Annotated in this window: 12 protein-coding genes; 8 read left to right on the plus strand and 4 right to left on the minus strand. The window is 62.0% G+C overall.

The features are described 5' to 3' along the window. Positions 1-78 precede the first annotated feature (78 nt). Genes KCX59_RS19535 through KCX59_RS19545 form a run of 3 tightly spaced genes read left to right on the plus strand, consistent with a single transcriptional unit; the run spans position 79 to position 3,502 of the window. On the plus strand, positions 79-1,104 hold the full coding sequence (locus KCX59_RS19535; RefSeq protein ID WP_179017819.1) for a nucleoside hydrolase: 1,026 nt from the start codon (positions 79-81) through the stop codon (positions 1,102-1,104). Next, a complete protein-coding gene (locus tag KCX59_RS19540; RefSeq protein ID WP_179017753.1) occupies positions 1,104-2,549 on the plus strand; it encodes an MFS transporter in 1,446 nt (481 codons plus the stop codon). The genes KCX59_RS19535 and KCX59_RS19540 overlap by 1 nt, the downstream gene beginning before the upstream one ends. Further along, a complete protein-coding gene (locus KCX59_RS19545) occupies positions 2,546-3,502 on the plus strand; it encodes a ribokinase (RefSeq protein ID WP_178995845.1) in 957 nt (318 codons plus the stop codon). The genes KCX59_RS19540 and KCX59_RS19545 overlap by 4 nt, the downstream gene beginning before the upstream one ends. Before the next feature lie 79 nt (positions 3,503-3,581). Here KCX59_RS19545 and KCX59_RS19550 read toward each other — a convergent pair whose 3' ends face one another. Continuing rightward, entirely contained in the window at positions 3,582-3,893 is a 312-nt protein-coding gene (locus KCX59_RS19550) for a hypothetical protein (protein WP_178995843.1), read from the minus strand. Positions 3,894-3,992: 99 nt separating this feature from the next. Between KCX59_RS19550 and KCX59_RS19555 the strand changes: the two genes are divergently transcribed. The 3 genes from KCX59_RS19555 to pabB all read left to right on the plus strand — a co-directional run bounded on the left by KCX59_RS19555 (position 3,993) and on the right by pabB (position 7,296). Beyond that, positions 3,993-4,598, plus strand: coding sequence for a TetR/AcrR family transcriptional regulator (locus tag KCX59_RS19555; RefSeq protein WP_178995841.1), 606 nt, complete (start codon positions 3,993-3,995; stop codon positions 4,596-4,598). Between the two features lie 107 nt (positions 4,599-4,705). After that, entirely contained in the window at positions 4,706-5,266 is a 561-nt protein-coding gene (locus KCX59_RS19560; RefSeq protein WP_179017754.1) for a low molecular weight protein-tyrosine-phosphatase, read from the plus strand. After that, positions 5,263-7,296 (plus strand): aminodeoxychorismate synthase component I, encoded by a 2,034-nt coding sequence (gene pabB / locus KCX59_RS19565; protein WP_179017755.1) that lies wholly within the window; start codon positions 5,263-5,265, stop codon positions 7,294-7,296. Before KCX59_RS19560 ends, pabB begins: the two co-directional genes overlap by 4 nt. A gap of 22 nt (positions 7,297-7,318) precedes the next feature. Here pabB and cls read toward each other — a convergent pair whose 3' ends face one another. Beyond that, positions 7,319-8,719, minus strand: a complete 1,401-nt coding sequence (cls, locus tag KCX59_RS19570; RefSeq protein WP_256871455.1) for a cardiolipin synthase — start codon at positions 8,717-8,719, stop codon at positions 7,319-7,321. Positions 8,720-8,877: 158 nt separating this feature from the next. On the opposite strand from cls, the gene KCX59_RS19575 reads away from it, so the two are divergent. Together KCX59_RS19575 and KCX59_RS19580 are read left to right on the plus strand one after the other, a co-directional pair. Further along, positions 8,878-9,819 carry an aminodeoxychorismate lyase gene (locus tag KCX59_RS19575; protein WP_179017757.1) on the plus strand — a complete coding sequence of 314 codons (942 nt, stop codon included), beginning with the start codon at positions 8,878-8,880 and terminating at the stop codon, positions 9,817-9,819. A 257-nt stretch (positions 9,820-10,076) separates the two neighbouring features. Then, a complete protein-coding gene (locus tag KCX59_RS19580; protein ID WP_179017758.1) occupies positions 10,077-11,531 on the plus strand; it encodes an amino acid permease in 1,455 nt (484 codons plus the stop codon). A 501-nt stretch (positions 11,532-12,032) separates the two neighbouring features. Here the strand turns inward: KCX59_RS19580 and KCX59_RS19585 are convergent. Continuing rightward, the gene (locus KCX59_RS19585) at positions 12,033-12,515 is read right to left on the minus strand and encodes a carboxymuconolactone decarboxylase family protein (RefSeq protein ID WP_178995830.1); all 483 of its coding nucleotides are present in this window, start codon (positions 12,513-12,515) and stop codon (positions 12,033-12,035) included. Positions 12,516-12,524: 9 nt separating this feature from the next. Continuing rightward, positions 12,525-12,668 carry a hypothetical protein gene (locus KCX59_RS19590; protein WP_166660322.1) on the minus strand — a complete coding sequence of 48 codons (144 nt, stop codon included), beginning with the start codon at positions 12,666-12,668 and terminating at the stop codon, positions 12,525-12,527. Positions 12,669-12,687 lie beyond the last annotated feature (19 nt).

Genomic DNA, 12,687 nt, shown 5'->3' on the forward strand with positions numbered 1-12,687 from the left:
CTGAATGCTTAGCGCCCTGCCCCGGGCAACTACCAGGCAGGCCCCAATGACGTGGAGAGAACCGTGGAACCCAACACCATGACACCGGCACGCAAGAAAATCATTCTTGACTGCGACCCTGGCCATGACGACGCAGTGGCATTGCTGCTGGCGCACGGCAACCCGGACATCGAACTGCTGGCGGTGACCACCGTGGTGGGAAACCAGACTCTGGAAAAGGTCACCCGAAACGCCCTTTCCGTAGCCACCATTGCCGGCATCACGGGCGTCCCCTTTGCTGCAGGCTGCGACCGCCCCTTGGTGCGCACCATCGAAACGGCCCCCAGCATCCACGGCGATTCCGGCATGGACGGCCCGGAGCAGCCCGAGTCCGCTATCGAGCTGGACCCGCGCCACGCCGTCGACCTCATCATTGAAACCGTCATGGCACATGAGCCGGGCACGGTCACCCTGGTCCCCACCGCGGGCCTCACCAACATTGCGATGGCCGCCCGCAAGGAGCCGCGCATCGTGGAGCGCGTGAAGGAAGTTGTCCTCATGGGCGGCGGTTACCACGTGGGCAACTGGAGCGCTGTGGCGGAGTTCAACATCATCATCGACCCCGAAGCCGCGCACATTGTCTTCAATGAAAAGTGGCCCTTGGTAATGGTCGGCCTGGACCTCACGCACCAGGCGCTGGCCACGGACGAGGTAGTGGACCGCATCGCAAAAATTGGCACCAAGCCGGCCAAGTTCGTCATGGAGCTCATGGACTTCTTCCAGAAGACCTATAAGGACGCCCAGGGCTTTGATTTCCCACCGGTCCACGACCCCTGCGCTGTGGCCTACGTGATCGACCCCACCGTCATGACCACTCGCAAGGTCCCTGTGGACATTGAACTGCAGGGCAAACTCACCCTCGGTATGACCGTTGCAGACTTCCGCGCACCCGCACCGGATGACTGCCACACCTCCGTTGCCGTGGACCTGGATCACAAGAAGTTCTGGGATTTGGTCACCGATGCCATTGAACGGATCGGCGAACCAACGCACGACGTCGGCGCTGACGCCACCGCTGCAGTCAACGCCACGGCCGAGGCAATCCTGGCAGGGGAAGCCAAATAATGTCCTCCCCCACAACAGAATCCAATTCCACCCGCGGCAACGTCACCGCCCTCATGGTTGCGTTGCTGGCCGCCTGCGTGGCCTTCCAGCTCAATGCGTCCATGCTCAGCCCCGCACTGGTCACCATGGGCAACGAACTCAACACGGACCAAGCCACCATCGGCCTGTCCCAGACCTGGTTCTTCACCGCCGCAGCCCTCTTCTCCCTCTTCCTCCCGCGCCTCAGCGACATCGTTGGCCGCAAGAAGATCCTCGTTGGCATGATGCTCCTGATGGCTGTCGGCTCGGTCATCGCAGCAATGGCGCCCGACGTCACGTGGCTGTTCGTGGGCCGCATCATCCAGGGCGTCAGCGGCCCAACTGTTCCGCTCTGCCTGATCATGCTCCGCTCCGCGGTCTCCAATCCGCGCAAGTACGGCACCCTCATGGGCCTCATCACCGCAGTCAACGGCGGCGTGGCCGGCGTCGACTCATTCGTAGGCGGATACTTCGCTGAGAACTTCGGCTTCCGCAGCATCTTCTGGTTGATGGTTGCACTCGCTTTGATAGCGACCGTCCTGATCGCCGTCCTCGCAGGCGAAAGCAAGCCCGCCGCCGGCACCACCATGGACTGGCTGGGCGTGTTTTTCATTGTCATCGCCGTCGGCGCCCTGCTGACCGCACTGAACGAGGGCGCCAAACTCGCCACGGCCTTCGACGCCGGCACCCTGACCCTCGCGATCGTGCTCACGGTGATTGCCGCCGTCGCGTTCTTTGCGTTCTGGAGTGTGGAAAAGCGCGCCAAGCAGCCCATGGTGGAAACAGTGCACCTGCGCCAGCGCTCCACGTGGGCTCCGCTGCTGACCACCACCCTCACCATGACGGGCATCTTCGCGGTCATCAACGGCATAGTCCCGGCCTATGTTCAGGCAGCTGATCCCGGTTTCGGCGTTGGCCCCACCGAGATGTCGCTCATCATCCTGACCCCCTATGCACTGCTTGGCTGGCTGTTCGGCCCCATCAGCGGCCGCCTGGCGCCTGTCCTCGGCTACACCAAGGTCCTGCGCATCGGCCTTGTCGGCAGCCTCGTGGCACTGGCCATCATCGCGTTCTTCGGCCTCAACAACCTGCCCATGATGATCGTGGGCACGGCCTTGCTGGGCATCATGTACGCCGGTACGGTCAACATCATGCTGAACGGATTGGGCGTGGTTCTCTCGCCCCAGGGCAACCCGGGCTTCCTGCCTGGCATGAATGCCGGCGCGTTCAACCTCGGCGCGGGCCTGAGCTTCCTTGTCCTTCCTGCGGTCCTGGTGGCCACGTCTTCGCTCAATGACGACAAGGCTTCTTATCTGACCGTTGTGGTGGTGGGCCTCGCCATCACGTTCGCTGCCTTCGCCGCGTCGTTGCTCATTCCGAAGCCCGTGGACGCAGAAGTGACCGAGAACGACAAGGTGACCGCATGACCAGCGCACCCAAGGCGGGAATCGTCGTCGTCGGCTCCCTCAACGCAGACCTCACCATCTACTGCGACCGCCTCCCCCACCCCGGCGAGACAGTCCACGGCAACGGTTTCGCAGTGAACCCCGGCGGCAAGAGCGCCAACCAGGCGGTGGCTGCCAGCAAGCTCGGCGGGCATGTAACCCTGATCGGCGCTGTGGGTGACGACTCCAACGGCACCATGCTCCTTGAATCGACAGCCAAGGCCGGCGTGGACGTTTCACGGGTCCGACGCTCCGACGTCGCCACCGGTGTCGCAGTCATTTCCGTGGACGCCAGCGGCGAGAACAGCATCATCATCTCGGCTGGCGCCAATGGCACCCTGAGGCCGTCGAACGTCACGCCCGACGCCTTCGAGGACGCGGCTGTGGTGTGCCTCTGCCTGGAGGTGGGGACCGATACGGTCATCGCCGCCGCCCAAACAGGGCACGACGCCGGCGCAACAGTTCTTCTGAACCTCTCGCCTTACGCCGAGGTGCCGGAGCGTTTGGCCAGGTTGAGCGACGTGCTGCTGGTGAATGCCCACGAGGCGTCACTGTTCCTTGGCGCAGAAGCCGACGTACCCGACGCCGAGGCCGGTGTGGAGGCGTGGGAGCCGGTCCGGAGCCAGTTTGCGGACCGGGGTTTGCAGCGGGTTCTGGTCACTCTCGGCGCACATGGTTCCGTGGTCCTGGATTCGTTGGCGCGTGGCGCTGAAGACCAGATCACGCGCATTGCCCCGACTCGTGTTTCTGCGGTTGACACCACGGGCGCCGGCGATGCCTTCACTGGTGCTGTCGCTGCACGTTTGGCCGCTGGGGAATCACTTGCCGGTGCGGCGTCTTTCGCCTCGGTGGCAGCCGCACTGGCTACCACTAAGAAAGGGACGCAGGCCGCATACCCGACCATCGCCGACGTCGAGCAGCTGCGGGACGCTTAGTCCCGGCGTTGCACCCAACTGGGTCGCAATTGAGCGCGTTTTGAACCCCCAAAACGCGCTTAATTGCGACCTACTTGGGTTAAGCGGACTTGCGGGCAGTGCGCTGGGCCGCGCGCTCGACGGCCCTGCGGCTCAGGGCGCCGTGGCCGGCCATGAGCCTGGGAACCACAACGTAAACAGCCGCGGGAACCACAAGGGCCGTCAGCAGCAGTGCCCGCAAGACGGGGTGCCACGAGTCCATGATGGGTCCCAGGAGCAGCATGCCGATGGACACGAGCGGGAAGATGGCCAGCCACGTAATCACCGCGCGAACGTGCACGGATGGCATGTGAGGGCGGGTTGCCGGCGTTGTGGGCTCGGTTGTGATCTCGGAGGTTGTTTGTGTGGTCATGGCATTCTCCAACTAAACGGTTGCTTTTGGCTTGGGATCACAATAACCCCGCTCGCCCACAATTACAACCATCTAGTTGGAAACTGGTAATATGACCCTATGGCGTGGGACACAGAGCGAACCAAAGGGCTGCTGCTCAAAGCAGCAACGTCCGAGTTTTGCGCGCGTGGACTGGCCGGTGCACGCATTGACCGCATCGCGGCAGAGGCGGGCGTCAACAAGGAGCGGATCTACCAATACTTCGGCAACAAAAATGCGCTTTTCGACGCCGTAATCGTCACCGCCCTAAGCTCACTCATGGATGAAGTTCCCATCGAGGGCAGCGGCCCCGAAGCAATGGCAGACTACGCCGGCCGGCTCTTCGACCACCACCAGAAGGATGCCACGGCACCACGCCTCCTGTTTTGGGAAGGGCTCGAACGGGGCGCGGAGGTTGTCGGACTGCCCAAGCGGATGGCCAACTGCGCCTCCAAGGTCAATAGCACTATCGCCGCCCTCCCTGGCATTTCCAAGGAAGACGCCGGGGACCTCCTCATCACCATCGTGAGTTTGTGCGACGCCGCCCCCGTACTCCCTGCGCTCGACGGACTCATGGCCGGGGATGATCCGGGCAGGGCCGAAAGGAGACGCGCCGCCGTCGTACGCACCGTTTACCTGGCCGCCGCAGCGCTGGCCGCCGAAGCACGGGAAGCCACTCCCGCCTAGCGCAAGCACCCGCTGGAAGCGCCCGCGTGACAGCTTTGACAGGAAAAGTGACTCACTTGTGAAGTTCCCCCTAGCCAAGAGGGGGCGCCATGAATCATGCTTGCTGCATGTACTCAACGACGAGCCCATACCGCATCATCACGGTCTGCACTGGAAACATCTGCCGCTCGCCCATGGCAGCGCTCATGCTTACCGAAGCCTTCGAAGCGGAAGGGCTCGGCCGGCTTGTAGTGGTGGACTCCGCGGGCACTACAGGGTACGAGGTTGGACACCCCATAGACCCCCGTGCCGCACGCGTCCTGACCGCACAGCACCTCACGTCGGAGGACCACGTTGCCCGTGAGTGGCGGCGGGAATGGTACGCCGAACGTGACCTGATCCTCGCACTGGACGTTGACCATTTCGGATGGCTCCAGGAAGGCGCGCCGGATCACTCCTCACTCGAAAAAGTTCGGATGCTCCGCAGCTTCGATCCGCACATGGCGGGCCGCAGTTCCCTGGACCTGGGCATCGAAGACCCTTGGTACGGCGGGCACGCGGACTTCGATAACACGTGGACGCTCATCAAGGCCGCCATTCCCGGGATCGTGCAGTATGTCAAGGCACCTATCAGCTCCGCGCAGTCCGCGGCAGGCCAGGACCACCAGCAGGTAACCTCTATGACATGACCCCTGCACCTGTGATCATCGCTGTTGACGGCAGGTCCGGCGCAGGAAAAACCACGCTGGCCGTTGAACTGGCGGCCCGGTTGCGGCAGCACCACAAGGTTTCGCTGTTCCATCTCGAGGACATCTACCCGGGCTGGAACGGCCTCATGCCGGGCATCGAGCGGTACGTCGGCACGGTCCTGAAGCCGCTGAGCCAGGGCCAGGCTGCGGAATGGACCAGTTGGGATTGGGAGAAGCATTACGACGGCGGCCTGAACGTCACGCTGCCCGCCGAGATAGTCATTGTGGAAGGCGTAGGAGCGGCAGCGGATGCAGCCCGTCCTATGCTGGATGCCGTGGTGTGGGTGGAATCCCCAGGTGACGATCGCCGTCGTCGGGCTTTGACCCGCGACGGAAGCACCTACGAACCTTACTGGGACAGCTGGGCAGCCCAAGAGGACGAGTGGCTTTCAGCCGATGCGGTGATCGGCGCCGCCGACGTCCGCGTGCAGAACCTTGCGGACGGCAGCGCACCGGATGATGTACTGCGTGCCCTCATGTACCTGCCTCCGGTTGCTGCCATCTTGTCGCCGGAACTCAGCGCCCGCCGAGGACTGCAATTGCGCTCCGAGCGCCTCGAGGCGACGCCCGACGCAGCGCTTCTCTTCGCTTCCCTGTACGGCAAGTCCAAAAACGCGGTGTGGTTGGATTCTTCCAATGCCTCCGCGGTCGCCGGCCGTTCCCAAGCGGCCGCGCGCAGCCGCTTCAGCATCTTGGCTGACGACGGCGGCACCTTCGGCCAGTCGGTGCTGCACCGGTCCGGGACTACCCAAGTGACCGCCGGTTCCGCCACCGTGAGCACCTCCGGGCCGTTCTTCCGCTGGCTCGATTCTGTCTGGGGCCGCCGCGCCGTCCGCGCACCCCGCGGTTACGACGGCCAGTTCACTCTTGGCTGGCTCGGCTACCTCGGCTACGAACTCAAGCGCGAAACCGGCGGCAATGACGTTCCCTCCGACACCCCGGACGCGGCCCTGCTCTTTGCCGGTCGGGCTGTGGTGCTGGACCATCGCGAACAAACTGTCTGGCTGCTTGCCTTGGACGCTCCCGACGCCGAGGAATGGTTCCGGGAGGCCCGCGCCGCCGTGGAGGCTGCCGTCGCCGCTCTTGACGTCGCCGTCTCTGTGTCATCCGGCACGGTTCCCGAATTCGTCAGCCGCGACTCTGCCACGGACTACAAGCGCAAGATCGCTGACTCCCAGCACGAAATCAGCGAAGGAAACTCCTACGAGATCTGCCTGACCACTACGTTGGAAGCCCCCGCTGGCGACTTGGATCCTTGGGCGGGTTACCTCAGCCTTCGACGCCGAAACCCGGCACCGTTCGCCAGTTACCTTCGGTTCGGCGAACTGGTGGTCGCGAGTACCTCGCCCGAGCGATTCCTCCGCATATTGTCCGACGGCGGCATGCGTGCGGAGCCGATCAAGGGGACACGCGGCCGGTCCTCCGACCCCTCCGAGGACGCTGCTTTGCGGCGCGATCTTGAGACGTCGCTGAAGGACCGTGCGGAGAACATCATGATCGTGGACCTGCTGCGCAACGACCTCAGCCATTTCGCCATCCCGGGTTCGGTGACCGTCAGCCGGCTGTGCGCGATCGAGAGCTACGCAACGGTCCACCAAATGGTGAGCACCATAGACGCGCACCTTCGTCCGGGGGCTCCGCGGGCGGAAGCTTTGGCGGCAGCCTTCCCGGCCGGGTCCATGACAGGTGCGCCGAAGATCAGCACCATGGACATCCTCGACCAACTCGAATCCGGGCCTCGGGGCATCTACTCCGGCGCCATCGGCTACTTCTCCTTGAACGCGGCCACGGACCTTGCCGTGGTGATCCGCACTCTGGTGGTCAATCCCGATGGCGCTGGCGGGCGAACCCTGTCACTCGGCGTGGGTGGAGCTATCACCGCGGATTCCGTTGCGGACGATGAGTACGAGGAAATCCGGACTAAGGCATTCGGCGTGCTGTCCACGCTTGGCGCTGAATTCCCGGGCTGAGCCGCTAGTCCACAGTTGAGGGCTACTGGAGCGTCGCAGTCAATCTGGCTACGTTATCCACATACTTCGCCAGCGGGGGTCTATCCATCCAGTCTTCCAACATAAGCTCACGGGACACCTCGCGATACGTGGACTCCACGGCCCGCATGAGGTTCACGGTTTCGGCGCCGAGGAGCATCACCGAGACCTCCATGTTCAGGGAGAAGGAGCGCATGTCCATGTTGCTGGAACCAAGAACGGCCACTTCGTCGTCGATGGTGAAGTGCTTGGCGTGGAGGACATACGGCGCCCGGTACAAATAGATGCGAACCCCTGCATCCAAGAGGGCTTCGTAGTAGGAACGCTGGGCGTGGTGAACCAGGAACTGGTCCCCCTTCTCTGACACGAAAAGCTCCACGGCGACACCTCGCTGCGCTGCTGTGGTAATCGCATACAGCAGGGAATCGTCAGGGACAAAGTAGGGGCTGCAGATGGAGATCGTGTGCTGCGCCGAATAGATCAGTGTGTTGAACAGGCGGAGGTTGTTTTCAGTGGCGAAACCTGGGCCACTCGGCACTACCTGGGCTGTGACGCGACCAGGCGGAGGCTGTGTTGGCAGCCGCAGTTGGTCTTCCAGGGACTCGTCGGTTTCGCTGAGCCAGTCCGTCGCGAAGACGACATTCAAGGTAGCGACGATCGGTCCCTCAAGCCGGGACATAAGCTCAACCCATTTGCGCCCCACCTTGTGGTGCTTTGGGTTGTTGTAGGAAGGCTCAATCAAGTTCTGAGAGCCGGTGAAAGCGACCAGTCCGTCGATCACCATGATCTTGCGGTGGTTCCTCAGGTCCGGGCGCCGCCACTGACCGTGAATGGGCAAAAGCGGGAGCATCCGCTTCCACTGGATCTTGCTTGCCTTCAGTCTTCGGATCAGGCGGCGGTATCCCTTTACCCGAAGCGTTCCAATGTGGTCGAAAAGGAGCCTCACCGTGACACCGCGCTCGGTCGCCTTCTCCAGCTCAGTCAGAAGCTCATCGGTAACGAAATCGCTGCTCATGATGTAGAACTCCGCGTTGACGTAGTCCTTCGCGCTCCGAACCGCCTCGGCCATGGCTTTGATCGACTCCTCGTAACCGGGAATCAGTTCAACCTTGTTGCCGTCCACCATGGGCAGCGAACCAAGACGGTGGTTCAGCTCACCCGCCGACTTCACCCATTCCGGGCCTGAATAGACACTCACTGGATCTGCAAGGTCGGAAGTGACGGCACGCACGCGCCGATTCACTTCTTCCTGCTGCTCACGCCGGCGCTTGGACAGTTTGAAATTGCCAAAAAGGAGGAAGAGGACGAACCCTACGGATGGGATGAGGAACACAGCCAAAAGCCAGGCCATGGCCGTGGTGGGACGCCGATTACCGGGAATGATGCCCAAAAGGACGATGCGCATGATCACTTCCGCGATGGCCCACGCGCCTAACAACCAGGTCCACTCCTGGCCAAACGGAAAAGGAAAGAGCACCTGCAAACCCCCACGGTCCAAGAACAACAGTGACCACAGCCTATCCGGCAAAGTCGTGCGCCACGGCCCCGCACTAAGCTGGGACCATGACTTCACCTGCTCCCACGGTCCTGGTTTTCCTGGACCCCGCCTTCGAAAACGGACGCATTGCCGATTCAAGCCAGCCGCAGCTCATGGCTACCGACCTTGGCGCGACCCGCGGCGACGGAGTGTTCGAATCACTCCTCGCTGTTCAGGGACGACCCCGCAAGGTCCAAGCCCACCTGAACCGGCTGAGCAGTTCCGCCGCAGCCTTGGACCTGGTACTTCCGGAGCAGGATGCCTGGCGCAAGGCGATCGATACCGCCATCAACGAGTTCCGCGATGTCCACCCGGCTCCCACGCCGGAGGAGGACGAGGTTGTGGTCAAGCTGATCGTGACCCGCGGTGTCGAAGGTGCAGCCAGCCCCACATGTTGGGTGCAGGCTTCGCCCTCACCGGCGGGCAGTCGCCGACAACGCGAGACGGGCATCGACGTCGTACTTTTGGACCGCGGCTTCGACACCGAAGCCGGCGAACGGGCGCCGTGGCTGTTGCTGGGTGCCAAGACGCTCTCTTATGCAGTAAACATGGCTGCGCTGCGCTTTGCGCACAAGCAGGGCGCAGATGATGCCATCTTCACCTCCACGGATGGCCGCGTGCTGGAGGGCCCAACCTCCACTGTTTTGCTGGCTCACCTTGAAACAGTCGACGACGGCGAAGGTTCCGTGAAGACCATACGCCGCCTCATCACGCCGCAGCATGACAGCGGAATCCTGCCCGGCACCTCTCAGGGTGCACTGTTCGCAGCGGCAAAAGCTGCCGGCTGGGAGCTGGGTTATGGGCCGCTTGTGCCGCAGGACCTGTTTGATGCCGACGCCGTATGGCTTATCTCCAGCATCCGTTTAATCGCCCCTGTGAACCACATCAACGGCAAGGAAATCGGCACACCGTCTGTTCGGAAGCAGCTCACAGCCGAACTCAATGAGCTGTTCGCAGGCATCGAGTAAATCGCTGGGCTTCCAAGGCTTTTCGCTGATGAAGCCCCGCTAGAACCTAGCAGGTCACAAGTAGAGTAATTGCTCGCATGACTCAATGATTAGAAACTCTTGGGCTCGACCATGAGCGCCCATTGTGTTCAATCACGTTTCTTATCCTCCTTGAAATGATCATTCGTCATGTGATGAATCTTGTTCTCGTGTTAGTTGGATCACGTCCCGCTAGTACAACTACTTCAGACTTTGCTGGCTAACTTCCCGGAGGGAATATGGGACTCAGCTCCCCCACAGAAGCCGAAGCATCGGCAACCGAGGCACAGCCCCAGACTGGCGCCTCACAGACAGGACTTCGCCGGTCCATGGAGGCCCGGCACCTGGTGATGATCGCCATGGGTGGCGTCATCGGCTCTGGCCTGTTCGTTAGTTCCGGATACACCATCTCCACCGCCGGCCCCTTGGGCGCCGTGATTGCCTTCCTCATTGGCGCCGTGGTGGTCTACCTGGTGATGGCATGCCTCGGGGAGCTCGCTGTTGCGTTCCCCGTCTCAGGTGCCTTCCACATTTATGCCGCCCGCACCATCGGCCCGGCTACTGGCTTTGCCACGGCCTGGTTGTACTGGCTCTGCTGGGCTGTGGCTCTAGGTTCCGAGTTCACCGCAGCGGGCTTACTCATGCAACGCTGGTTCCCGGGCGTCGACGTCTGGATCTGGTGCTTCGTCTTCGCCACGGTCCTGTTCACCCTCAATGCCATTTCATCGCGCGTCTTTGGTGAATCGGAGTTCTGGTTCGCGCTGATCAAGGTTGCCGCCGTCGTCGGCCTGATCATTCTGGGCGGCGCCGCATTGGCTGGCTTCCACCCTCTGGCCGCTGGCGAGTACCCGTCCTTTGGCGAGAACTTCAGCACGCCGGACGGCCTCTTCCCGAACGGATTCACCGGCGTCTTCGTCACGTGCCTGGCGGTCTTCTACGCTTTCTCGGGCTCCGAGCTGATCGGCGTTGCCGCTGGAGAAACCGCAAACCCCGGGGCGAACATCCCCAAGGCAATGCGGACCACCGTCATACGACTCATGATTTTCTTTGTTGGTGCGATCGTGGTCATCGCCGCCACCATTCCCTACGAACAAGTCAGCGTGGACGAGAGCCCGTTTGTCACCGTCTTCTCCATGCTCGGCATCCCATACGCCGCGGACATCATGAACTTCGTGATCATCACGGCACTGCTTTCCGCCGGCAACTGCGGGCTTTTCTCCTGTGCACGCATGCTTTTCTCGCTGGCCGACGAAGGCCACGCCCCCAAGGCTTTCCGTAAACTGACCAAGCGCGGGATCCCCATGGTGGCCCTCTGCGTCAGTATGCTGGGTGGCCTGGCTTCGCTGATCAGCAGCGTTGTTGCCCCGGCCACCGTCTACTTGGTGCTCGTTTCCGTGGCCGGTTTCGCGACCGTTGGCGTTTGGATGTCCATCGTCGCTTCACACTTCATCTACCGCCGGACGTTCATCAAGAACGGTGGAGACCTCAGCACGCTTCCGTACAAGGCTCCGTTGTTTCCGTTGGTACCGATCCTCGCGTTCGCGCTCTGCCTGGTATCGCTGATCGGCATCGCGTTCGACCCCAACCAGGTAGCTGCACTCCTGTTCGGCGTTCCCTTCGTGGGTGCCTGCTACGCCATCTTCTACTTCAAATACGGACGACGCCGGTCGCTCAAGAAGACTGTGGACGTTTAGGACTTTGTGGTCCGTGGCTTCCTGACCTTCTTTGGAAGTCAATCAGCCCCCTTGGCAACCCTTCCCGGTTGCCCAGGGGGCTGATCTCGTTTCACCAGGGTCACGGCTCTCCTTGGGTGGTACCTTCACCACCCACATTGAATCCTGATTGGCTCCGACACGCCCGCCAAGGGGTGTGTCACGGCCCTGTTGGACGCCAAAGTAGGTGGTGGCAGCACGCCCTGGTTGGATCCTCTAAGAACTTACGACGGCGGCCCCCGCCTTGCCTGCCCGCGCGGACCTTCGCGGTGCTGACCATATTTGGAAGTCAATCTGCCCCTGGGCAACCCTTCGCCGTTGCCCAGGGGCTGATCTCGTTTCACCAGGGTCACGACCCATACCTCGTGCCGCCACCACCCACATTGAATCCTGGATGGCTCCGACACGCCCGCCAATGGGTGTGTCATAGCCCTGTCGGAGGCCAAAGTAGGTGGTGGCAGCACACTCGGCTAGCGATGGCATCTATTTCTTGGCTGCGCGTACCGGGTGCTCGCTCAAGATGGACAGACGGTTGAAGGCGTTGATCCCTATTGCCGCCATGCAGAGGACGCTGATCTGCTCGTCACTGTAGTGCTGACGTGCCTGTTCAAAAAGCTCGGGGCTGGGCCTCGACGAGCTCATACGGGTGATCTGCTCAGCCATCTCCATCGCCACCACCTCAGCGGGTTCAAACAGCTGAACTTCCTTGTAAACGGCAACGAGCGACAGCCGCTGTTCCGTCTCGCCGTATTTGAGGGCGCGCCGGTGATGAAGGTCCAGGCAAAAGGCGCAGCCGTTGATCTGCGAGCACAAGTAGTTGATGAGCTCAAGGGTGCGGCGCGGGATGCCAAGCCGGTCAGCTTCGTCCACGAGCTGCTGGGAATAGTGGCTTAGGGTCGCGTAAAGATCCGGCTGCTGCTTGTCCAGATAGCCGGCCAGACGTGGTTTTGTTTCCTGTTCAGGCATGGTTGGAGCCTAACGCAACGGGGGTTCCTGTCCCCGCTTCAGCTCCTGAATGCGGAGGCGAAGGAAGATGATCGCCAGCACCAGGGCATAGATCACCAAAGCTGCAACGCCCACTGTCACCAAGACGTAGAGAATGCCAAAAGCTGAAAACAAAGAAAGCCCCCCAATTACG

Origin of the sequence: Paenarthrobacter nitroguajacolicus, from assembly GCF_051027655.1 — a bacterium.
In the GTDB taxonomy this organism is placed as follows: Bacteria; Actinomycetota; Actinomycetes; order Actinomycetales; family Micrococcaceae; genus Arthrobacter; species Arthrobacter nitroguajacolicus.

Coding starts and splice junctions, on each gene's coding strand:
- KCX59_RS19535 (WP_179017819.1), top strand. CDS start 79: ATGACACCGGCACGCAAGAAAATCATTCTTGACTGCGACCCTGGCCAT.
- KCX59_RS19540 (WP_179017753.1), top strand. CDS start 1,104: ATGTCCTCCCCCACAACAGAATCCAATTCCACCCGCGGCAACGTCACC.
- KCX59_RS19545 (WP_178995845.1), top strand. CDS start 2,546: ATGACCAGCGCACCCAAGGCGGGAATCGTCGTCGTCGGCTCCCTCAAC.
- KCX59_RS19550 (WP_178995843.1), bottom strand. CDS start 3,893: ATGACCACACAAACAACCTCCGAGATCACAACCGAGCCCACAACGCCG.
- KCX59_RS19555 (WP_178995841.1), top strand. CDS start 3,993: ATGGCGTGGGACACAGAGCGAACCAAAGGGCTGCTGCTCAAAGCAGCA.
- KCX59_RS19560 (WP_179017754.1), top strand. CDS start 4,706: ATGTACTCAACGACGAGCCCATACCGCATCATCACGGTCTGCACTGGA.
- pabB (WP_179017755.1), top strand. CDS start 5,263: ATGACCCCTGCACCTGTGATCATCGCTGTTGACGGCAGGTCCGGCGCA.
- cls (WP_256871455.1), bottom strand. CDS start 8,719: ATGCGCATCGTCCTTTTGGGCATCATTCCCGGTAATCGGCGTCCCACC.
- KCX59_RS19575 (WP_179017757.1), top strand. CDS start 8,878: ATGACTTCACCTGCTCCCACGGTCCTGGTTTTCCTGGACCCCGCCTTC.
- KCX59_RS19580 (WP_179017758.1), top strand. CDS start 10,077: ATGGGACTCAGCTCCCCCACAGAAGCCGAAGCATCGGCAACCGAGGCA.
- KCX59_RS19585 (WP_178995830.1), bottom strand. CDS start 12,515: ATGCCTGAACAGGAAACAAAACCACGTCTGGCCGGCTATCTGGACAAG.